The sequence below is a fragment of the Glaciimonas immobilis genome, from assembly GCF_011947285.1.
Lineage (GTDB): Bacteria > Pseudomonadota > Gammaproteobacteria > Burkholderiales > Burkholderiaceae_D > Glaciimonas > Glaciimonas immobilis.
Genome location: NZ_JAAOZT010000003.1, coordinates 330,700 through 350,760 on the forward strand (window position 1 = coordinate 330,700; position 20,061 = coordinate 350,760).

Genomic DNA, 20,061 nt, shown 5'->3' on the forward strand with positions numbered 1-20,061 from the left:
CACCACGGCAAGGCATTACAACGAGGAAACCTAACTTTCTGGTTGCATTAAATGTGTTTTCATCACGTCAAATTCTTTTTCAAAGTCCAACGTCTTGCGTTGCGTACTCATGGCCATCAATATATGCGACTGCCCTTCCGTCTGACTATCAGGACGTATCCATACCCATAAGCGACGTTCCCGTATATACAACATAGAGAACACGCCCAGCACCAGAAACAGGCAGCCCAGATAAACCACCTTTTTTCCCGGTGAACGGGTGATCTGGAAGACCGAGGCCTTGATCTCGTCGAAACCGGTTAGTTGCAGATATACCGGTGCATTATAGAAGGTTGCGTCGGACAGTGCATTGCTGCTCAACTGTAAGAAACGGGTGTTCTTTTCGTCCACAGGCATATCCTTCAAACCATCCGTTTCGCGGGCTATCTGCCACAGATCCCACAGACTGCCGTTCAGGATTTTCATGAAAATGTCGGCAGCCTTTTCCTGTTCCTGCGCCGGTATCCGTTCCAGAAATTTGGATATCGCCATATAACCCGCCTGCTGACCATCGCCTGCAAACAAAAACAATCCGCGCAATGCCGATTGTTCTAACTGGTTACGTAAGGTGGCCATATCAGTGCGATTTTCAGGAATCGCGCGCCGCGCATAACGTTGGGCGGCAAGTTTTCGCATATCCGGGTTCATCAGGGCCGAACGCATCCGCATCCACTCATCTACCGAATCGTTTTCGTCAGCGGGGATCCGCAGATATCGGAACGGCTCATCAGGCACATCCCGCACACCCGCCAGGAATACATAATCTTTATCAACCTTCACCGGCTGCATATAGTTGCTGAACTCGCGCGCCTGTCCGTTTTTGTCGCGCAATTTGTATTGCACGCTTGGGCCAACGTTTTTTAGTTCTTTTACATTTTGGCTTTTAGCGCCAGAACCCATGTGCTTAGTCAGGTCATCTGACAGCTTTTGACCTCTGGTTTTGGTGACAGCCCGTAAGTCTTGTCCCGATTGCGCCATATTTTCCACATTGAACGGCCGAAATCCGGTCCACTCAATCGTGTACGCATTATTAGGACCGGCAGTCAGCGGCGTAGTTCCATTGACCACCCCGGCCACGGGAGAGGTCGCCTTGGCATCGCCAAGCATAGGAAAAGCGATAAGCCGCAGCTTACTGCCACCGTCTTCAAAACTGGATTGATAAATTGATACGCCTTTATAAATCAGCGGCTGATTGACTTTGACGGTTGAGGTGATGGTTTCACCGGTGGCGTTGTCTCGCAATACCACATCGCTGGCGAACAATTTCGGCATTCCGGTGCTGTAATAATCGATCACGAAACGTTTGAGTTGCAGCGTAAAAGGTAAATCTTGAATCAATACACCATTTTGCTGCGGAATAATGGCCGTGCTGCTAGCAGAACCTTCGGGGATCATCGTGTTACCGCGGAAGGTCGGATTGCCCAGTCCTAAACGATGTTCCGGGCCAATCTCGGCAATGACACCGGTACCGGTAAATGGGGTTTTATTGAAAATTAATTTTTGCGCCCGAATAGGCAGGTCAGAGTCCAGTAATCCGCCAATACAGATGATCACAATGGCGCTGTGGGCAAATATATAGCCCCATTTGTTCGCAGCACCTTGCTTAGCCGTTATTAACAAAGCATCATTCTTTTGAACGACTTTGGTTTTATACCCCTTTGCAGCGATACGCGCCAATAACTGCTGTGTGAGCGTCGCCGGAATTACCGCAGCGCTCCATTCTGCTTTATGGTGAAAATTACGGAGCGACTGTTCGCGGACGTTTTCTTTCCAGCTTCGCATGTCTTTCAACATTTTAGGGCCGTTGCGGCTAATGCAAAGCGACGTCGACAGCACCAAAAATCCCATGATTAGCAGAAACCACCAAGTCGAATAGACCGCGTATAACCCAAGTTTGGCAAACACGTCGAACCAGAACGGCCCGAACTGGTTGACGTAATTTGGCATCGGCTCGTTTTGCTTGAGCACGGTCCCAATAATGGAGGCGATTGCAATGAGCGTCAGCATGCTAATGGCAAAACGCATTGACGACACCAGCTCTACCGCCTCGGCCAGCCAGCGATGTCTGGTTTTCAGCTCTATACCCCCGGTGCGCGGTGGTTCGTCAAAGCCTGCCGTAGTTTTATTGCTGGTGCTCATATGCCGTTGCTCTTTTAAAAAGAAAAAGGGGACAGCCTTCGCCGTCCCCCTAAATTCGCGAATCCAGTAGTCAGTATTACTTCAGGCCTGCAATGTAGTCTGCAACTGCTTTGATCTCATCATCCGACATGCGCTTGGAAATTGTCATCATTTGCGGGCTATTCTTGCGCACGCCACTACGGAAATTGGTCAACTCAGCGACAGTGTAATCCTGATGCTGTCCGCCGATACGCGGGAACTGATTAGGAATACCAGAACCTCCCGGACCATGACAAGCGGCGCAAGCAGGAATGTTCTTTTCTGCTACACCGGCGCGGAATATCTTTTTACCCAAGTCGAGCGTGTCTTTATTTTTAGCGGCACCCGGCTTCGCTTTTTGCACGTCCAGATAAGCGGCGATATTTTTCATTTCATCATCGGTCAACGCTTTTGCAAACATTGTCATGATCGGATTATTACGGTCAGGACCCTGAAAATCTTTCAGTTGCTTGTAAATATAGGCCGCGTGCTGTCCGCCCAATTTAGGGTTTTGAGTAATAGAGGAGGCCCCCGCCGCTCCGTGGCATGAAATACAGGCCGCAATATTGCGCGTCGCATCGCCATTGGTATATAACGCCTCGCCTTTGGCAAGATCGGGTTTAGGTGCCGCTGCCGCTGCCGGTGCGTCTGCTGCATAAGCAAAAGACGACAAAGCCAGCATGGAAATAAATAAGTACTTCAAAACGGATAGAAACGCACGGTTCATTCAAACACCCTGAGACTTTATAATTAAACTTGACAATATATTCTGCCCAGACGGGGAGTAAATATTGCTGCTATGGCTTTTTGCGGCTATCACTGTTGCTACGATTGGTGAACGCATTGAAGCTTACACTCCTGCCAACCTTCCTACGGACGTTATTAATAATGACAATGCCAATATTGCTTCGTATAAGCTATTGCGTGCGCCGGTTGCAACAATGATGCGCTTCCGCATCGCGCCTACATCGCACGTATATCGCACGTATATCACGCACATTCACGCACATTTCGCCAAATTACGCACAATTAATCGTGGATAATTGGTGCCATGCGTACGCAGATTGAAGTCCGCCTGGCATTCGATACAGCCAATTCAGCATTACACAACCCCTTATTGTACAATAGCTTTCCGGCATTTTCGCCGCCTATACCGCATTTTCTGCTCATTCCATGTCTCTACTCTGGCAAGCCCGTTTTTTTACTACGGTAAATCACCTCCGTGATTTACCCACTCTCCAAGTCCCTGAGATCGCCTTTGCCGGTCGCTCCAACGCAGGCAAATCAACCGCAATCAATTTATTGTGTAATCAGAAGAAGCTCGCTTTTGCCTCCAAAACACCCGGACGCACCCAGCACATTAATTATTTTTCCATCGGTGGCGCCCAGGTTGGGCAACATCGTAAAGACGTTACCAAAGTCGATGAAATCCGCGCGATGCTGGTCGATCTGCCAGGTTATGGCTATGCCCAGGTCTCAGGATCGGCCAAGCTACATTGGCAAGAACTGCTAGGCGATTACGTCCGCCGCCGGTCACAACTGGCCGCACTGGTGCTGATCGTCGACTCTCGCCGCCCTTTTACGGATCTGGATGTGCAAATGATTGAATGGTTTGCGCCTACCGGCAAACCGATCCATTGCATCCTTAGTAAGGTGGATAAACTGAACCGCAACGACGCGACCAACGCGTTGCGCCAGGCGCATACTTTCCTTGGCAGTTACGTTGATGAAAATAACCAGCCATTACCGTTCACGGCGCAATTATTTTCGGCTCTGAAACGCACGGGCGTGGATGAGGCTAATCAGCGCATTCTTGAGTTAGCTGGCCTGGTGGGCAGCGCGGAGGCGGGCGAAGAGTCTGACGTTGATACGGCGGATGAGTCCATCTCACATTCTGGATCACATACCAAGTCACAATCCAATAATGAAGCGCACAGCGCCGATGACGAGTAACCGTTAAAAATCAGGTGTTGATAAGTAGTCGCTATTTGACCTCCGTAGCACGTTGATAACACCGCAAAGATGCCGTCAATTTGCGCCGGGGAAACACCGTACGGAAATAAAAAAGCCCTGAAGAAAGGGGAGGATCTTCAGGGCAGAATGCCTTATCACTAAAAGCGACATGGCCCCGCTCAGGGAGGGAAGCGGGAGGTGAATAATGCACCTATCGTTAGGAGAGCATTTCCCTTGGAAAGTTCAAGACTTTTAATATTTTTTTGCCTTTTTTGGTTCCCCTTCCAACCAATCTATCGAGGCCTAACCACGCGATCACCCTAATCCTGGAACCGATATGTCAAATAAGCCTAAAGCCACCTCATCGATTGCTCCTTTTCCTGCATTACGCATGCGCCGTATGCGCAAGGATGCCTTTTCCCGCGCGATGATGCGCGAAAATACCGTCACAGTTTGTGACTTGATTTATCCGGTCTTCGTCGTAGAAGGTACTGATCACCGTGAAAAAGTTGCGTCGATGCCGGGCGTTGAGCGCCTGTCCATCGATCTGCTTCTGCTGGTGGCCGGTGAGTGTGTCGAGCTCGGCATTCCGGTCATCGCGCTATTTCCGGTCATCAATCCTGCCTTAAAAACACCTGACGGTATTGAGGCGACTAATTCCGAAGGGTTGATTCCGCGGGCTATCCGCGCGCTCAAACAACGTTTTCCTGAACTGGGAGTGCTCACCGACGTTGCCCTCGATCCATATACCAGTCATGGTCAGGATGGCGTCATGAACGCAGATGGTTACGTGCTCAACGATGAGACCTGCATCCTGCTGGTGAAGCAAGCGCTTACTCAGGCGGATGCTGGCGTAGACATTGTGGCGCCGTCAGACATGATGGATGGCCGTATCGGTGCTATCAGACACGCGCTGGAAGCGCATAATCACATCCACACCCGCATCATGGCTTATTCTGCCAAGTATGCGTCCGCGTTTTATGGTCCGTTCAGGGATGCAGTAGGGTCGGCAGCCAATCTAGGTAAAAGCAGCAAAAACACCTATCAAATGGACCCTGCCAACAGCGATGAAGCATTGCGTGAAGTCGCGCTGGATCTCGCCGAAGGTGCGGATATGGTGATGGTGAAACCGGGTATGCCGTATCTGGATATCGTGCGTCGCGTCAAAGATGAATTCAACGTGCCGACCTTTGCGTATCAGGTCAGCGGTGAATATGCAATGATCAAGGCAGCCGCTCAAAATGGCTGGCTGGACCACGACAAAGCGATGATGGAAGCAATGATGGCGTTTAAACGCGCTGGAGCCGATGGCGTGTTGACGTACTTTGCGCTGGATATTGCACGCCACTTGCACAAAAACTAAGCTAACGGGGGTGAGCTGGTGCAATTTACCGCCACCCCGTAGCATTAAAAAGTCTGGCTTTTACCAGAGGGTAGGGATTTTTTATTTACCAGTAGCAGAACGGCCGCGATGGACAAGCAGTCGACATTAACAAACTTTTTGTTAGCGTTAATCGGTGCACCAACCTCGGCCAGACAACATCATGGCCACTAAAATTTTTTCTAAAGTGCAGCGCTTCTTCTCCCTCATTTTTCGCCCAGTTAAGCACCACCACACCACCCAACTATGGATATATTTTTAATAGGTGCCACGCAGGTTACCCAGACCAACGACCTGCCGGGAACCGTCCCGGCTGAGGGTTTCTTGTGGATAGACGCCACTCATGAAGAAGTCACCGCAGACCCTGAAGGCTGGCGCGATCTGATCGCTTGCGCTACCGGCACGCACATTTACGATCCCCATTTAAAGGATGCGGTTAATCCACTGCATCCGTCTTATTTTGACTCGACGCAGGACTACGGCATGGTGGTGTTCCGCAAGCTATCGCTGCATGGCACAGACTATAGCGACTCGGCAGCCATCCCCACTGGCGATGAACCACTTAGCCCGACACCGAACGGAAGCAAGCGTGCGGTACCGGCGGCGCTCAGTAACCTGACTACCCAGCCGATCACATTTTTTATTCTTGAGAATGCACTGGTGACCGTGCATGAACATCAAAGCCGCACAATTAACGCAACGCGCAACCGTCTGCTGGATTATGCCAGCAAAGGTAATAAAGCCCTGCATAACAACCGTCTGCCAGCCTCGCCGGAAGATCTGATGCTGCGGCTACTGAATGCGATGGTCGATAAATATCTGGAACTACGGCAACCGCTTACCAACCAACTGGATCGCTGGCAACGTGCGTTACTAGATCCGGGCCGACCATTCAAGGACTGGCTAACATTGCTCGATGCGCGGATTGAATTGCGAAAACTAGAGAGTTTGTGCGAAGAACAGCATGACGCTATTCAAGAGTTGCGGGATTATTTTGTGGACATGGACGATGACGGCGATGGCGCAACCATCAGTCGTACCCGCGACCTTTTGCTAGTGCGCGTCAACGACATCATGGAGCATATTAATCGCGTACTGAATCACGCCAGACGGCTTGAATCCTCGATCGAATCTGCCGTGCAAATTCACTTTTCCGCGGTCGCCCACAGAACCAACGAAGTTATGCGTACCTTGACAGTAATCACTGCGCTGTTTATGCCGCTTACGTTAATTACCGGCATTTTTGGTATGAATTTTGCGGTAATGCCTCTACTGCAAAACAAGACCGGATTTTGGCTCACGATGCTCTCCATGGTCCTGATCGTCGTGGGAATGCTGGCGTTCTTTCGGCGCCGTCGTTATCTGGAAACTCCGCCCTCGGAGCGGCGTTAATTAAGCTAGTCCCTTCACGCTCTCTGCAGCGATTAAATTCGCAGTCCAAAAAAAATCCTCAACCAAATTGGTGTGAGGATTTTTTTATGGAACCGAACCGGATCCCGTTTATTTATTAGGCTGCGGCGTCAGGCGCAAATACGGCCGTATCGCTTTGTAGCCTTTCGGAAATTTCTCCCGGATAATTTCTTCATCCTGTAACGACGGCACGATCACCACATCCTCTCCGTCTTTCCAATTAACAGGCGTCGCCACTGAATGATTGTCAGTCAATTGCAGCGAATCAATCACTCGTAAAATTTCATCGAAATTACGCCCTGTGCTGGCCGGATAGGTGATGATCAGGCGCACTTTTTTAGCGGGATCAATCACCAATAAAGAGCGCACGGTAGCAGTGGCGCTGGCGTTCGGATGAATGAAGCCATACAACTCGGACACTTTGCGATCCTCATCCGCGATAATAGGAAAATCGACGATGGTATCTTGCGTTTCGTTAATGTCCTTGATCCATTCCAGATGCTTATTGACCGGATCAACGGAGAGCGCAATAACCTTCACGCCCCGCTGCTCAAATTGCGATTTGAGTTTGGAAGTCAACCCTAATTCGGTGGTGCACACGGGAGTGAAATCGGAAGGATGAGAAAAGAGTACCACCCACGAATCACCCACCCAGTCGTAAAATTTGATCGGGCCCAGTGAAGACTCTTGCTCAAAGTCAGGGGCAACGTCACCAAGACGTAAGGTCATGTCATTCTCCTTTATACAAACGGTTACCAGACGGATACATGCGTTTGAATCGGCAGAGCGAGGAAGATTCATCAAAAAAACAGTGCACAGTGGCGCTAATTTTTCGTTCCTCACTTCGCTACATCTAAAACTATAATCCCATCGTCAGAATTAGCAAACGATTGTTATCGACTATACAAATAACTTAACTCTATAATTAATATACCGGTTGGTCCGAGAATATTGATACGTAAAATCACATATGGATTCGTCTAAAACCGCATCACGCCAAGCATAAAGGCTGTTGCAGTTGAATTTGACTTACCCCGTCATAGGCGTTGCCGCTTGTTTCGGCTGTCAGTCGGGAATTGTCGGAATACATGTCTGAGGCGAAGGCGAGTTGGTATTTCGACCCGACTGATAGTCGAAATAATTGGGGACCCGCCAACGGCGGGCAACGCCTCTGCGGTCGCCTTCTTTTTGGATACTCTTTTCTGCGGGGGCGCCTAGCCGAAGCAAGAAAAAGTGACTTGGTGCAGGGCCGCCCCGACTAGCACCCACGGAGTACAAACCGTTTTAGTTAGCGAACAATCGCACCATCGCGATTACAGGATGCAAAAATCTATCTCAATAAATCCACAGTCAACACGACCTAATCCTAAACAACTAATCTTACCGCCCCCATCCAATACGAAAGTTAAAAATCCCGCAAATTTACGATCGCTTATCCAACACCGCCAACGACCGCGTAAATTTATCCGCATTCTGAAACCCAATAACTCTCCCCCCCGCCAATTTCTTTCCTTGATGATCAAACAAAATGATCCCCGGCGGACCGAATAAGTTAAAACGCTTAAGCATGGCTTTGTCATCAGCGTTGTTGGCAGTCACATCAATTTGCAGCAACACGATATTATCGAACTGCGCTTTTACCCGCGGATCGGTAAACGTAAATTTTTCCATTTCTTTACACGACACACACCAGTCAGCATAAAAATCCAGCAGCGCAGCTTTACCATTTGTTTGCGCCAGCGCTGCATCCAGTTCCGCAACCGATTTGACTCTGACAAACTCGGCATGCGTAGATTGCCTAGATTGCGCGACGCCCAGATGCCCAAGCGGCATCAACACATCGCGCCCGCCAGTTGCCACGCTGACCAACTGCAACAGACCCAGCGTCGCAAACACCAGCCCGGCGGCCTTGGAAACCCAACTGGTAGAGGCGTGCCACAGCAAATAAGCACCATAACCAACGCCCAACGCTACCCAACATAAAATCTGCACCGCAGCCGGAATCACCGGAGCAATCATCCACACTGCAACGCCCAGCATCAATACGCCGAAGAAGCGCTTCACCGACTCCATCCACGCACCAGCGCGCGGTAACAATGCGCCTGCGGAAATACCGACCAACAATAACGGCACACTCATCCCGATGGCCATGGCAAACAACGCACTGCCACCAATTACCACGTTACGGCTCTGACTGATGTACACCAATGCCCCTGCGAGCGGCGCAGCCACGCACGGCCCGACGATCAGCGCCGACAGTGCGCCCATCACAAATACACCGGCCAGTTTGCCTGCCGATTGCTTATCCGATGCTTGCGACAATCTGGTTTGCATCGATCCCGGTAATTGCAGTTGATAGACGCCGAACATGGATAACGACATCAGCACCATCAGCAGTGCGAATGCTGACAACACCCAAGCATTCTGTAGTGCGGCAGACAACCCCTCTCCAGCGAGTCCGGCTGCAACGCCCAGCGCGGTATAAACCAGCGCCATTCCCATCACGTACGCAATCGACAGGATGAACGCACGACGCCGCTTAACCAGCGCGCCTTCCCCGACGATAATGGATGACAAAATCGGTACCATGGGCAACACGCATGGCGTGAACGATAGTCCCAGCCCCAATAACAAAAACAGCGGCATGATGACAAGCAGCTTACCGCCTTTTAATGATGATTCTATGTGCCCGACATCCGAATCGGTGGCAGGATCTGACCCAGATGCGCTAACATCGGCAACTGCAGTATCAGGCGTTACCGCCGCGCTGGACTGTTGCGTTCCGGTTGCGTTGGGGCGATTGGGACTATCAATCGCAGGGCCGGCGCCCTTGGCCGCCGCTATCGCACTCATTAGTCCCCCGCCTCCGATAGCGCCATCAGGCGACAGGCTAATGCGATGCTCCATTGGAGGATAACAAAGGCCCTTGTCGGCGCAGCCCTGCCCCGCTACGATCAGCGTGAACACCTTGGCTGCCTCAACGGGAATGTGGATCGTGACGCTGTGGTGATAGGTCTCTACATTCTTTTGAAAAGTCTGGTCGAATTTGATAACACCGGCGGGTATCTTGGGTTCTCCCAACGTCGCACCGTCGGCTTTAAAACTGAAACGCTCACGATACATATAATAACCGTCCGCAATCGCATACGTTACTTCTGCAGTTTTTGGGTCAGCCATCCGGGCGGAAAATTTAAACGCCACTTCTGGCGCCAGATAATCCTCATCGGCATGTGCAGATGACGTCGATAACGCCATCGATAACGTCATTAAGGTCAGCAAGACAACAAACACGACGCGCGATTTGAAGCAGTTAAACATTCAGTTCCTTTTTTGTTGCTGCGCCGATCCAGTCAAGATAAGCCGGGAGGCCCTTTACCACCGGTATCGCAATAATTTCCGGCAGGTCGTAAGGATGAGCCGCTTGAACAAAAGCCTCAAGCTCGCTATAACGGTCCACCGTGGTCTTGATCACCATCGCCACTTCATCCGCGTGCTCGATCACGCCACGCCAAAGATAGATGGAATGTACTAGCGGCAAGATATTGACACATGCCGCCAATTTACGTTCCACAAGTTGCTGCGCTAACGCGTTGGCGCCGACGGCATCCGGCATGGTGGTCATCACTAATATCGGTTCGGGCATGATTACCTCTTTAGACTTTTGCCTGCACGCTGGATTCGGGTCTCACTTTTGCCGCGCAGACGAGATTTAATGCGAAATCTCTCTCAGAACAATGTCGAACCCTTCCTGATCTTAAGACAATTTTGCATTTTCTGCGCTGTAGACTCCAAATCGCCGAATTCACTCCGGCTTCAGCTATTTTTTATAGCAAACGTCGGCGGGTCAGAACCACCGCGGCGTAAAATCCCACACAACAATACGCAATCAAAATGGCGAGATCAGTGAGCGGCGCAACCGGCCAGGTTCCCAATAAAAGTGGTCGTACCAGATTGACAGCCGCGTTCAAGGGCAATATATGCGCAACAATTTGCAGCCACGAAGGCAACTGCGCCGAAGGATAATAAACGCCGGACAGAAAAATCATGGGCGTCAGCACCAACGTAAAATAATAAGTAAAGAAGTCGTAACCTTTTGCCAGGGCATTAAAAACCAGCCCCAGTGAGCCAAAAGTCATCCCAATCAAGAACAACAAGGGCAACACCAGCAATGTGTGCGGATGCAGGCCTATACCCAGACAAAACATTACCAGAAGTATCGCCACGCCAGAGAAAATCGACTTGGTTGCCGCCCATAACATTTCAGCCAATATCACGTCATCCAACGCCAGAGGCGCGTTCAACAACGCATCCCAGGTCTTTTGCACATGCATGCGCGAAAAAGCCGAATATAACGCCTCGAAAGAAGCCGCCCACATGATCGACATGCAGATGGAGCCGGACGCCAGATAATGTATGTAAGGAATACCATCGACTTGTTTTAACAGACTACCGAGCCCGTAACCAAACGCCAGTAAAGTGATGAGCGGGTCGGCGATGTTGCCCAATACACTGGCGACGGCCAGTTTTTTCCACACCAGGAAATTTCGCTGCCAGATAGGCTGGAACCGCCTGGAAAATTCAGGTAGTGCGTAGATATTCATATTAATCCCGCATTTCACGGCCAGTGAGTTTTAAAAACAAATCTTCAAGGTTCGCAGGTCGGTGAATATAGCGTACGCCTTGCGCCCCTTGCAGGTCGCGCACCAAAGCCTGTGCATCGTTGGTGTAACAGAATAACGTCTCGCCACTGACCTCGATCCGTGCGGGTTGTTTGGGGCCTTTTTTATTCAGCCAGTCTTTGGCGTTATCGCCGTAAATTTCTACGACTTCGGATTCAATGTGCTGCGCGATCAAATCGCGCGGCGAACCTTCCGCTATCATTTTGCCGTGATCGACGACCGCGAGACGGTCACATAAGCGCTCAGCTTCGTCCATAAAATGCGTCGTCAATAAGATCGTCTTACCTTGGCTAAGCAAGGTCTTCAGGCGCTCCCAGATCATATGGCGGGCCTGTGGATCAAGGCCTGTGGTCGGCTCATCCATAAAGATCAAATCCGGATCATTAACCAATGAGCGGGCCAAGGTTAAGCGTCGCCGCATGCCGCCAGATAACTCGTTAATGCGAGCATGCTGCTTGGCTGCCAGATTGGCAAACTCCAGCAACTTTGGAATGCGGGTGTTAATTACGTCGTCCGGTATGCCAAAATAACGACCAAATACCAGAAGATTCTCTGACACCGTGAAGTCAGGATCAAGGTTATCCCCTTGGGGCACAACGCCGACCCGTAAGCGAGCCAATCGCGCGTCGCCGGGGACCGCATGACCAGCCAGGAGAATTTGCCCGCTATCGGGCGTTGTCAGGCCGAGACACAAACGTAACGTCGTAGTCTTGCCTGCACCATTTGGCCCCAGCAATCCGTAGCATTCACCCTTCCGTAACGCGAATGACAAACCATCGATAACGATGGTCTTTGCCCCTTTGTTTCCATAGGATTTACGCAGGTCGGTAACATTTAAGATAGACGTATCGGACTTCAGAGACATAAATGCTCACTTTAACTAAATTTAAACTTACGTAAAACCGGGTCCGCGACGTCATGCCCTCATTACCACCTGCGCGGGCGGCAAGCGTAGCCGATAACGTGGGCCGACCAATATGTGCGTCGGGAGGGCTGGCAGGCCCCTTGCGGGACCGATTTGCGTTAGCCATGCATGAAACCGCGTGGCATCAGTAAGCAGTTTATTAACGGACAACTGCGTTCCATCTCAAACTGATCAATCAACAGCGAATCGTTTGGGCCACATCGCGTACAGCCCGAAACAACTTCTAGCTTTGAAACCGTCCGGGGTGTTGCCGTCATTGAATAAAGGCGAACTATTTTGCACTTTGCGATAAATCCTGAAAATGCAAAAAAGCCAGGCAATGCCTGGCTTTCGATTTTAACGCAAAGCGTTATTGGTAACTTGAGACGTATTAGTCTGCAGTCGGTACTTCAGCATCGTCGCTAACTTCCGGACGATCCATCAATTCGATGAAAGCCATTGGTGCATTATCACCAACACGGAAACCCATTTTCAGGATGCGCAGGTAGCCGCCATTACGATTTGCGTAACGTGGGCCGAGTTCAGCAAACAATTTCAACACCATTTCGCGGTCACGCAGACGGGCGAAAGCCAGACGTTTGTTAGCTAGTGTATCGGTCTTGCCCAATGTCAGAATCGGTTCAATAACGCGACGCAGTTCTTTAGCTTTTGGCAATGTGGTTTTGATTGCTTCGTGACGCAGCAATGACACAGTCATGTTGCGCAACATAGCCAGACGATGGGAAGAGGTACGATTTAATTTACGAAGACCGTGACGATGACGCATGATAATTCCTTTTCAGTTTTGAGTGTATATCCAGCTCTTCGATCAATAAGGCAGTTTTGCTTTATCGCGGGCCGGTTAAGACGAGTTAACAACGACTTGGTTAAAATAACCAAAAAATGTCAACAGGGGCGAGATTTTACATCGCCCGCGTTGAAACGACAAATATTACTTTTCCAGCCCGGCAGGCGGCCAGTTTTCAAGCTTCATACCCAACGTCAGACCACGGGATGCAAGCACTTCTTTGATTTCATTCAAAGATTTACGACCCAGATTTGGCGTCTTCAACAGTTCATTTTCGCTACGCTGGATCAAGTCGCCAATGTAGTAAATGTTTTCTGCTTTCAGGCAATTTGCCGAACGTACTGTCAGCTCCAGATCATCGACCGGACGCAACAGGATAGGATCGACTTGTGGTGCACGCGATGGCGCTTCAGCCGCAGCCTCGGTGCCTTCCAGCGCAGCAAACACATTCAACTGATCAACCAATACGCGCGCCGACTGACGAATTGCTTCTTCCGGCGTAATCACACCGTTGGTTTCAATATTGATGACCAATTTGTCCAGATCAGTGCGTTGTTCGACACGGGCCGACTCAACTGCGTATGACACGCGACGTACTGGTGAAAATGATGCGTCAAGAATAATGCGACCAATCGTCTTGTTGGTATCTTCCGACAACCGACGAACGTTACCTGGCACATAACCACGGCCTTTTTCAACCTTGATCTGCATATCCAGCTCACCGCCACCAGTCAGATGCGCGATAACGTGGTCAGGATTAACAAGCTCAACGTCATGCGGCAAATCGATATCGGATGCCAATACCGCGCCTTCGCCGCCTTTTTTCAATGTCAGGGTGACTTCGTCGCGGTTGTGCAGTTTGAAAACCACACCTTTCAAATTCAACAGAATATCAACAACGTCTTCTTGCACGCCATCTAACGATGAGTACTCGTGCACAACACCAGCGATAGTAACTTCAGTCGGTGCGTAACCTACCATCGACGACAGCAGAACGCGACGCAACGCATTACCCAAAGTGTGACCGTAGCCACGTTCAAACGGCTCCATCACGACTTTAGCGTGACCGGCACCGAGTGCTTCAACTTCGATAATACGTGGCTTTAATAAACTGTTTTGCATGAAATGTCCTTTTCAATACCCTCGGCTCATTACACCGATAAGGCTGATGGCATGACGAAAAAAGCCCATCCTAAGATGGGCAGAGAAAATATTTACAAATTAACGCGAGTACAGTTCGACGATCAGCGATTCGTTGACATCAGCAGCGATTTCGCTACGATCTGGCAGGGACTTGAAAGTGCCTTCCATTTTTTTCGAATCAACGGAAACCCATGAAGGCATACCGATTTGCTCAGCCAATGACAACGCTTCAGCGATGCGGACTTGCTTTTTCGATTTTTCACGAACCGCAACAACGTCGCCAGCTTTAACCTGGTATGAAGCGATGTTGACAACGTTACCGTTGACAGTGAACGCTTTGTGCGAGACCAATTGACGGCCTTCAGCACGGGTCGAACCAAAGCCCATACGATAAACGACGTTGTCCAGACGCGCTTCCAGCAATCTCAACAAAGTTTCGCCAGTGTTACCCTTGCGACGGTCTGCTTCAGCGAAGTAACGGCGGAACTGACGTTCCAAAATACCGTACATACGCTTAACTTTTTGCTTTTCGCGCAATTGATTACCGTAGTCCGAAGTACGCGCGCCTGAAGTACGGCCATGTTGACCTGGCTTTGAATCTAGTTTGCACTTAGAGTCCAAAGAGCGTCGAGCGCTTTTCAGGAACAGATCCGTACCTTCACGGCGTGATAGTTTTGCTTTAGGTCCGATGTAACGTGCCACGATGATTCCTTTGGTGAAGTGACGCCCGCCACCAAGACCTTAGAAGGCCTTAAGTAACTGACGCTAGTCTGTTTTACCTTCAAACAGACGGTGGGCTTAAGAACAAAACCCGCCAAGGACATTGGCGGGTCATTTGCAAGCTGTCAATCCTAAAACTAACAGCGCAAAGATGTATATATTGCGACTTAAATACGACGACGCTTTGGAGGGCGGCAACCGTTGTGTGGCACTGGCGTCACGTCTTGGATCTGGGTGATTTTGATACCCAGGTTGTTCAAAGCGCGTACGGCAGATTCGCGACCAGGACCAGGGCCCTTGATACGAACTTCCAGATTCTTAACACCACATTCAACAGCTACTTTACCGGCGGCTTCAGCTGCTACCTGCGCTGCAAATGGAGTCGACTTCCGGGAGCCTTTAAAGCCAGCACCACCAGATGTCGCCCATGACAACGCATTACCTTGACGATCGGTAATCGTGATGATGGTGTTGTTAAAGGACGCGTGAATATGTGCGATACCTTCTGCAACGTTCTTTTTAACTTTTTTACGCACACGTGCTGCTGCGGCGTTATTTGGGGACTTTGCCATAATAATTTCCTTGAATCCGACTACAAATCAACGCGAAGCACATTATTTCTTCAGCGATTGAGCGGCTTTACGCGGCCCCTTACGGGTACGTGCGTTGGTACGGGTACGTTGACCACGGCAAGGTAGACCCTTACGGTGACGCATACCACGGTAGCAACCCAGATCCATCAGACGCTTGATGTTCATTGACAATTCGCGACGTAGATCACCTTCCACGATGAATTTTGCAATTTCATCGCGAAGCTTTTCTAATTCGCTGTCGTCTAGATCTTTGACCTTTTTACTGGTCGAAATACCCGTCGCGTCGCAAATCTTCTGCGAACGTGGGCGGCCAACACCATAAATGGCGGTTAAGCCGATAACAGTGTGTTGATGGTTTGGGATATTTACCCCTGCAATACGTGCCATTCGTTATTCCTCGATCAATAACGTTAGTTAACCTTGACGCTGTTTATGGCGCGGTTCTATGCAAATGACGCGTAGAACGCCTTTGCGCTTAATGATCTTACAGTTGCGGCAAATCCGCTTAACTGATGCGAGCACTTTCATGGTAGCCCTCTTTCTTTCAGCTTAAGGTTCTAAATACTGATTATTTGGTACGGAAAACTATTCGTGCCCGGCTTAAATCATAAGGTGTCAATTCTACCGTCACCTTATCTCCTGGAAGGATACGGATATAATTCATCCGCATCTTGCCAGAAATATGACCGAGTACGATATGCCCGTTTTCCAACTTAACTCTAAATGTAGCATTGGGGAGATTCTCTAGAATCTCGCCTTGCATCTGGATAACGTCGTCTTTTGCCATTCGGTCTTCTGGTTCCTCTGGGCGCTCAATCCAACTTAACGCGTAGGAATTCCGCCCTTGAAATTTGCTTTACGAAGCAGCGATTCATACTGCTGCGACATCACATAATTTTGTACTTGCGCCATGAAGTCCATGGTGACCACAACGATAATCAACAGTGACGTACCACCAAAATAGAACGGTACTTTCCAGCGTGCAATCAAGAACTCTGGCAACAAGCAAACCAGTGTAATATAAACCGCACCTGCTAGCGTCAAACGCATCAAAATCTTGTCGATATAACGTGCAGTCTGGTCACCTGGGCGAATCCCCGGAACAAATGCGCCGCTCTTTTTAAGGTTATCTGCAGTTTCTTTGCTGTTGAATACCAAAGCAGTATAAAAGAAGCAAAAGAACACGATAGCAACTGCATACAGCAAAGCATGAATCGGTTCGCCAGGAGCCAACGATGCAGCCAGATCCTTTAAGAAGCGAACTACTGGATTAGTAGTATCACCCGAAATGAACCAACTGGTAATCGTTGCTGGAAACAAGATGATCGATGAAGCAAAAATCGGAGGAATCACACCCGCCATGTTCAGCTTCAGAGGCAAATGACTGCTTTGCCCGCCGTATATCTTGTTACCAACTTGCCGTTTCGCGTAATTCACAAGAATCTTGCGCTGACCACGTTCAATGAATACGACCACGAACGTCACCGCAGCAACAATCAAACAGATTAAGATCGCCGACAAAGCAGCCATCGAACCTGTACGCACCAGCTCGAACAAACCACCGACTGCGTTTGGCAAACCTGCCGCAATACCAGCAAAGATTATGATCGAGATGCCGTTACCAAGACCACGCTCAGTAATTTGCTCACCCAACCACATCAAAAACATTGTACCGGTCACCAGTGTCACAACCGTTGTAAAACGAAATGCTAAACCAGGATCAAGTACCAAGCCTGCTTGCGATTCAAGTGCTACTGCTATACCTAACGCCTGGAATGTCGCAAGAAGCAACGTCCCGTAACGCGTATATTGTGTGATCTTGCGTCGTCCAGACTCGCCTTCCTTTTTGAGGGCCTCAAGTTGGGGAGACACGATCGACATCAGTTGCATAATGATAGATGCCGAGATATACGGCATGATACCTAATGCAAAAACAGTAAACCGAGATAATGCGCCGCCGGAAAACATGTTAAACATACCCAGAATACCGCCCTGGTTTTGTTTAAACAACTGGGCTAACTGTGTCGGGTCAATCCCCGGCACAGGTATGTGTGCGCCGATCCGATAAACAACTAATGCGGCCAGTAAGAACCACAAACGACCCCAAGGGAAACCGCTAGCAGCGCTTTTTGCAAGTTGTGGAGTAGTCGCCAATTGTCGCTCCGAGTCAGTAAGCCAAATTAAGCAACAGTGCCGCCGACTGCTTCAATCGCAGCTTTAGCGCCTTTAGTGGCGATCAAGCCTTTCAGGTTTACTTTTCTTGTCAGCTCGCCGGACAGGATAACCCGTACCACGCGTGCGAGTTCCCCGATAACGCCGGCTTGCTTCAAGACCAATATATCGATCTCAGTGACAGGCAATTGCTCTAGTTCCGACAAGCGAACTTCTGCTTTGAACGGAGTAGCCATTGATTTAAAACCACGCTTAGGCAAGCGACGTTGCAAAGGCATCTGACCGCCTTCAAAACCGACTTTATGAAAACCGCCCGAACGAGATTTTTGACCTTTATGACCACGACCGGCAGTTTTACCGATACCCGAGCCAATACCGCGACCTACGCGACGCTTGTAGTGCTTGGCGCCGTCTGCTGGTTGGATAGTATTCAATTCCATAATTTGCTCCGTTCGTAAGCCGAAGCTTACGAAACTACTTTCACAAGATAGGACACTTTATTGATCATGCCACGCACCGATGGTGTGTCTTGCAATTCGGAAACCGAATTAACACGACGTAAGCCCAAACCGCGCACTGTCGCACGATGTGTTTCACGTGTACCGATCAAACCTTTGATCAATTGTACTTTTACAGTCTTAGTCATCATGATCACCTTAGCCGATAATGTCTTCAACGGACTTACCGCGCTTAGCAGCGATTTCCGATGGAGTGTTCATTTTTGCCAGGCCATTCAACGTAGCCCGAACCAAATTGTAAGGATTGGTGGAACCGTTGGACTTAGCCACAACGTTAGTCACACCCATCACTTCAAAAATGGCGCGCATTGGACCACCAGCAATAACGCCAGTACCTTCTTTAGCAGGAGCCATCAATACCGATGACGCGCCGTGCTTGCCGGTCAAAGTGTGTTGCAAAGTGCCGTTTTTCAACGTTACTTTGATCATCTTGCGACGGGCTTCTTCCATAGCCTTCTGCACTGCAACTGGCACTTCTTTCGACTTGCCCTTGCCCATGCCGATACGGCCATCGCCATCACCAACAACAGCCAATGCTGCGAAACCCATGATACGACCACCCTTAACCACTTTGGTTACACGGTTGACCGCAATCATTTTTTCGCGCATGCCATCATCCGGCTTGTCGCTTTGCATTTTCGATTGCATTTTTGCCATGACGTTTTTCCTTAGAACTTCAGACCAGCTTCACGTGCGGCATCTGCCAACACCTTGACGCGGCCATGGTAACGGAAACCGGAGCGATCAAACGCAACTTCGGTAACTCCGGCTTTCAATGCCTTCTCAGCGACACGCTTACCAACCAGAGACGCAGCGGTAGTATTTCCGCCTTTGCCAGATTGACCAGCCAACTCCTGGCGTACTTCCGCTTCAAGTGTTGAGGCCGAAGCCAGCACTTTAGCGTCAGGGCCAATGATGCTAGCGTAGATGTGCAAATTAGTACGATGCACTGCTAAGCGAGTCACCTTTAACTCTGCGATCTTGGCACGCGTTTGGCGTGAGCGGCGCAGACGTGATTGTTTCTTATCCATCGTCAACCCCTATTACTTCTTCTTGGTTTCTTTAAGGATTACCACTTCGTCCGAATAACGAACGCCCTTGCCCTTGTAAGGCTCAGGTTTGCGGTAAGCACGAACTTCTGCGGCGACCTGGCCAACACGTTGCTTGTCGATTCCCTTAATCAGGATCTCGGTTTGCGTCGGTGTTGCACACGTCACGCCCTCAGGCATTTGGTGCGCAACAGGATGCGAGAAACCGAGCGACAAATTCAACTTATCGCCTTGCGCTTGCGCACGAAAACCAACGCCTACCAGAGTCAACTTCTTTTCGAAGCCTTTGGTAACGCCGGTAACCATGTTATTGACCAGAGCACGTAGTGTTCCGGACATCGCATTGGCTTCACGGCTGTCATTCGCGGCAGCGAAATTAAGCGTTCCGTTATTGTTTTCGACAGTCACCTGACCAGTTAAGATCTGTGACAATGTACCCAGAGGGCCTTTTACTACGATCTGCTCTGCAGAGATGGTCGCTTCCGCGCCAGCTGGCAGTGCAATCGGCATTTTACCTACACGTGACATGTTGGAC

General features: G+C 49.9%; 23 protein-coding genes. 3 read left to right on the forward strand and 20 right to left on the reverse strand.

Annotation, left to right across the window (positions count from 1 at the left end; genetic code table 11):
- Window positions 1–30: 30 nt before the first annotated feature.
- Entirely contained in the window at window positions 31–2,178 is a 2,148-nt protein-coding gene (locus HAV38_RS07860) for a cytochrome c biogenesis protein ResB (protein WP_168054126.1), read from the reverse strand.
- A 76-nt stretch (window positions 2,179–2,254) separates the two neighbouring features.
- Window positions 2,255–2,923, reverse strand: coding sequence for a c-type cytochrome (locus HAV38_RS07865; RefSeq protein ID WP_168054128.1), 669 nt, complete (start codon window positions 2,921–2,923; stop codon window positions 2,255–2,257).
- A 446-nt stretch (window positions 2,924–3,369) separates the two neighbouring features.
- On the opposite strand from HAV38_RS07865, the gene yihA reads away from it, so the two are divergent.
- The 3 genes from yihA (at window position 3,370) to HAV38_RS07880 (ending at window position 6,922) form a co-directional block, all read left to right on the forward strand.
- Window positions 3,370–4,149, forward strand: a complete 780-nt coding sequence (gene yihA, locus HAV38_RS07870; RefSeq protein WP_168054130.1) for a ribosome biogenesis GTP-binding protein YihA/YsxC — start codon at window positions 3,370–3,372, stop codon at window positions 4,147–4,149.
- Window positions 4,150–4,486: 337 nt separating this feature from the next.
- A complete protein-coding gene (gene hemB / locus HAV38_RS07875) occupies window positions 4,487–5,512 on the forward strand; it encodes a porphobilinogen synthase (protein ID WP_168054132.1) in 1,026 nt (341 codons plus the stop codon).
- A gap of 264 nt (window positions 5,513–5,776) precedes the next feature.
- The gene (locus HAV38_RS07880; protein ID WP_168054134.1) at window positions 5,777–6,922 is read left to right on the forward strand and encodes a magnesium transporter CorA family protein; all 1,146 of its coding nucleotides are present in this window, start codon (window positions 5,777–5,779) and stop codon (window positions 6,920–6,922) included.
- Between the two features lie 108 nt (window positions 6,923–7,030).
- Here HAV38_RS07880 and HAV38_RS07885 read toward each other — a convergent pair whose 3' ends face one another.
- From HAV38_RS07885 to rplF, 18 genes are all read right to left on the reverse strand, one after another.
- Window positions 7,031–7,669 (reverse strand): peroxiredoxin, encoded by a 639-nt coding sequence (locus HAV38_RS07885; protein WP_168054136.1) that lies wholly within the window; start codon window positions 7,667–7,669, stop codon window positions 7,031–7,033.
- Window positions 7,670–8,362: 693 nt separating this feature from the next.
- Window positions 8,363–10,258 carry a protein-disulfide reductase DsbD gene (gene dsbD, locus HAV38_RS07890; RefSeq protein ID WP_168054138.1) on the reverse strand — a complete coding sequence of 632 codons (1,896 nt, stop codon included), beginning with the start codon at window positions 10,256–10,258 and terminating at the stop codon, window positions 8,363–8,365.
- Complete coding sequence (gene cutA / locus HAV38_RS07895) at window positions 10,251–10,583, reverse strand: divalent-cation tolerance protein CutA (RefSeq protein WP_168054140.1); 333 nt, start codon at window positions 10,581–10,583, stop codon at window positions 10,251–10,253. The genes dsbD and cutA overlap by 8 nt, the downstream gene beginning before the upstream one ends.
- A gap of 181 nt (window positions 10,584–10,764) precedes the next feature.
- On the reverse strand, window positions 10,765–11,541 hold the full coding sequence (locus HAV38_RS07900) for an ABC transporter permease (RefSeq protein WP_168054142.1): 777 nt from the start codon (window positions 11,539–11,541) through the stop codon (window positions 10,765–10,767).
- Window position 11,542: 1 nt separating this feature from the next.
- The gene (locus HAV38_RS07905) at window positions 11,543–12,484 is read right to left on the reverse strand and encodes an ATP-binding cassette domain-containing protein (protein WP_168054144.1); all 942 of its coding nucleotides are present in this window, start codon (window positions 12,482–12,484) and stop codon (window positions 11,543–11,545) included.
- A gap of 430 nt (window positions 12,485–12,914) precedes the next feature.
- Window positions 12,915–13,310 carry a 50S ribosomal protein L17 gene (rplQ, locus tag HAV38_RS07910; RefSeq protein WP_168054146.1) on the reverse strand — a complete coding sequence of 132 codons (396 nt, stop codon included), beginning with the start codon at window positions 13,308–13,310 and terminating at the stop codon, window positions 12,915–12,917.
- A 165-nt stretch (window positions 13,311–13,475) separates the two neighbouring features.
- Entirely contained in the window at window positions 13,476–14,453 is a 978-nt protein-coding gene (locus HAV38_RS07915) for a DNA-directed RNA polymerase subunit alpha (RefSeq protein ID WP_108441469.1), read from the reverse strand.
- A 99-nt stretch (window positions 14,454–14,552) separates the two neighbouring features.
- Window positions 14,553–15,176: a 30S ribosomal protein S4 gene (gene rpsD, locus HAV38_RS07920; RefSeq protein ID WP_168054148.1), complete on the reverse strand. Its 624-nt coding sequence runs from the start codon at window positions 15,174–15,176 to the stop codon at window positions 14,553–14,555.
- 185 nt (window positions 15,177–15,361) lie between these two features.
- On the reverse strand, window positions 15,362–15,766 hold the full coding sequence (rpsK, locus tag HAV38_RS07925) for a 30S ribosomal protein S11 (RefSeq protein WP_014004417.1): 405 nt from the start codon (window positions 15,764–15,766) through the stop codon (window positions 15,362–15,364).
- A gap of 42 nt (window positions 15,767–15,808) precedes the next feature.
- Window positions 15,809–16,174, reverse strand: coding sequence for a 30S ribosomal protein S13 (rpsM, locus tag HAV38_RS07930; RefSeq protein ID WP_108441471.1), 366 nt, complete (start codon window positions 16,172–16,174; stop codon window positions 15,809–15,811).
- A 27-nt stretch (window positions 16,175–16,201) separates the two neighbouring features.
- Window positions 16,202–16,315: a 50S ribosomal protein L36 gene (gene rpmJ / locus HAV38_RS07935; RefSeq protein ID WP_168054150.1), complete on the reverse strand. Its 114-nt coding sequence runs from the start codon at window positions 16,313–16,315 to the stop codon at window positions 16,202–16,204.
- A 40-nt stretch (window positions 16,316–16,355) separates the two neighbouring features.
- Complete coding sequence (infA, locus tag HAV38_RS07940; protein ID WP_014004414.1) at window positions 16,356–16,574, reverse strand: translation initiation factor IF-1; 219 nt, start codon at window positions 16,572–16,574, stop codon at window positions 16,356–16,358.
- Between the two features lie 35 nt (window positions 16,575–16,609).
- Complete coding sequence (gene secY, locus HAV38_RS07945) at window positions 16,610–17,941, reverse strand: preprotein translocase subunit SecY (RefSeq protein WP_108441473.1); 1,332 nt, start codon at window positions 17,939–17,941, stop codon at window positions 16,610–16,612.
- A 26-nt stretch (window positions 17,942–17,967) separates the two neighbouring features.
- Window positions 17,968–18,399 (reverse strand): 50S ribosomal protein L15, encoded by a 432-nt coding sequence (gene rplO / locus HAV38_RS07950; RefSeq protein ID WP_168054152.1) that lies wholly within the window; start codon window positions 18,397–18,399, stop codon window positions 17,968–17,970.
- Between the two features lie 26 nt (window positions 18,400–18,425).
- Entirely contained in the window at window positions 18,426–18,608 is a 183-nt protein-coding gene (gene rpmD, locus HAV38_RS07955; RefSeq protein ID WP_108441475.1) for a 50S ribosomal protein L30, read from the reverse strand.
- 7 nt (window positions 18,609–18,615) lie between these two features.
- Window positions 18,616–19,134, reverse strand: coding sequence for a 30S ribosomal protein S5 (gene rpsE, locus HAV38_RS07960; protein WP_168054154.1), 519 nt, complete (start codon window positions 19,132–19,134; stop codon window positions 18,616–18,618).
- 11 nt (window positions 19,135–19,145) lie between these two features.
- On the reverse strand, window positions 19,146–19,508 hold the full coding sequence (gene rplR, locus HAV38_RS07965; RefSeq protein ID WP_168054156.1) for a 50S ribosomal protein L18: 363 nt from the start codon (window positions 19,506–19,508) through the stop codon (window positions 19,146–19,148).
- A 12-nt stretch (window positions 19,509–19,520) separates the two neighbouring features.
- Window positions 19,521–20,054: a 50S ribosomal protein L6 gene (gene rplF / locus HAV38_RS07970; RefSeq protein WP_168054158.1), complete on the reverse strand. Its 534-nt coding sequence runs from the start codon at window positions 20,052–20,054 to the stop codon at window positions 19,521–19,523.
- Window positions 20,055–20,061 lie beyond the last annotated feature (7 nt).

Excerpts from the sequence above, each read along its gene's own strand:
- rplO (WP_168054152.1), bottom strand. The coding sequence starts at position 18,399 with ATGGAATTGAATACTATCCAACCAGCAGACGGCGCCAAGCACTACAAG.
- rpmD (WP_108441475.1), bottom strand. The coding sequence starts at position 18,608 with ATGATGACTAAGACTGTAAAAGTACAATTGATCAAAGGTTTGATCGGT.
- dsbD (WP_168054138.1), bottom strand. The coding sequence starts at position 10,258 with ATGTTTAACTGCTTCAAATCGCGCGTCGTGTTTGTTGTCTTGCTGACC.
- rplQ (WP_168054146.1), bottom strand. The coding sequence starts at position 13,310 with ATGCGTCATCGTCACGGTCTTCGTAAATTAAATCGTACCTCTTCCCAT.
- yihA (WP_168054130.1), top strand. The coding sequence starts at position 3,370 with ATGTCTCTACTCTGGCAAGCCCGTTTTTTTACTACGGTAAATCACCTC.
- HAV38_RS07915 (WP_108441469.1), bottom strand. The coding sequence starts at position 14,453 with ATGCAAAACAGTTTATTAAAGCCACGTATTATCGAAGTTGAAGCACTC.
- rpsM (WP_108441471.1), bottom strand. The coding sequence starts at position 16,174 with ATGGCACGTATTGCAGGGGTAAATATCCCAAACCATCAACACACTGTT.
- HAV38_RS07905 (WP_168054144.1), bottom strand. The coding sequence starts at position 12,484 with ATGTCTCTGAAGTCCGATACGTCTATCTTAAATGTTACCGACCTGCGT.
- rpmJ (WP_168054150.1), bottom strand. The coding sequence starts at position 16,315 with ATGAAAGTGCTCGCATCAGTTAAGCGGATTTGCCGCAACTGTAAGATC.
- HAV38_RS07885 (WP_168054136.1), bottom strand. The coding sequence starts at position 7,669 with ATGACCTTACGTCTTGGTGACGTTGCCCCTGACTTTGAGCAAGAGTCT.
- HAV38_RS07880 (WP_168054134.1), top strand. The coding sequence starts at position 5,777 with ATGGATATATTTTTAATAGGTGCCACGCAGGTTACCCAGACCAACGAC.
- infA (WP_014004414.1), bottom strand. The coding sequence starts at position 16,574 with ATGGCAAAAGACGACGTTATCCAGATGCAAGGCGAGATTCTAGAGAAT.
- rplF (WP_168054158.1), bottom strand. The coding sequence starts at position 20,054 with ATGTCACGTGTAGGTAAAATGCCGATTGCACTGCCAGCTGGCGCGGAA.
- rpsK (WP_014004417.1), bottom strand. The coding sequence starts at position 15,766 with ATGGCAAAGTCCCCAAATAACGCCGCAGCAGCACGTGTGCGTAAAAAA.
- HAV38_RS07860 (WP_168054126.1), bottom strand. The coding sequence starts at position 2,178 with ATGAGCACCAGCAATAAAACTACGGCAGGCTTTGACGAACCACCGCGC.
- HAV38_RS07865 (WP_168054128.1), bottom strand. The coding sequence starts at position 2,923 with ATGAACCGTGCGTTTCTATCCGTTTTGAAGTACTTATTTATTTCCATG.
- rpsE (WP_168054154.1), bottom strand. The coding sequence starts at position 19,134 with ATGGCAAAAATGCAATCGAAAATGCAAAGCGACAAGCCGGATGATGGC.
- cutA (WP_168054140.1), bottom strand. The coding sequence starts at position 10,583 with ATGCCCGAACCGATATTAGTGATGACCACCATGCCGGATGCCGTCGGC.
- rplR (WP_168054156.1), bottom strand. The coding sequence starts at position 19,508 with ATGGATAAGAAACAATCACGTCTGCGCCGCTCACGCCAAACGCGTGCC.
- hemB (WP_168054132.1), top strand. The coding sequence starts at position 4,487 with ATGTCAAATAAGCCTAAAGCCACCTCATCGATTGCTCCTTTTCCTGCA.
- HAV38_RS07900 (WP_168054142.1), bottom strand. The coding sequence starts at position 11,541 with ATGAATATCTACGCACTACCTGAATTTTCCAGGCGGTTCCAGCCTATC.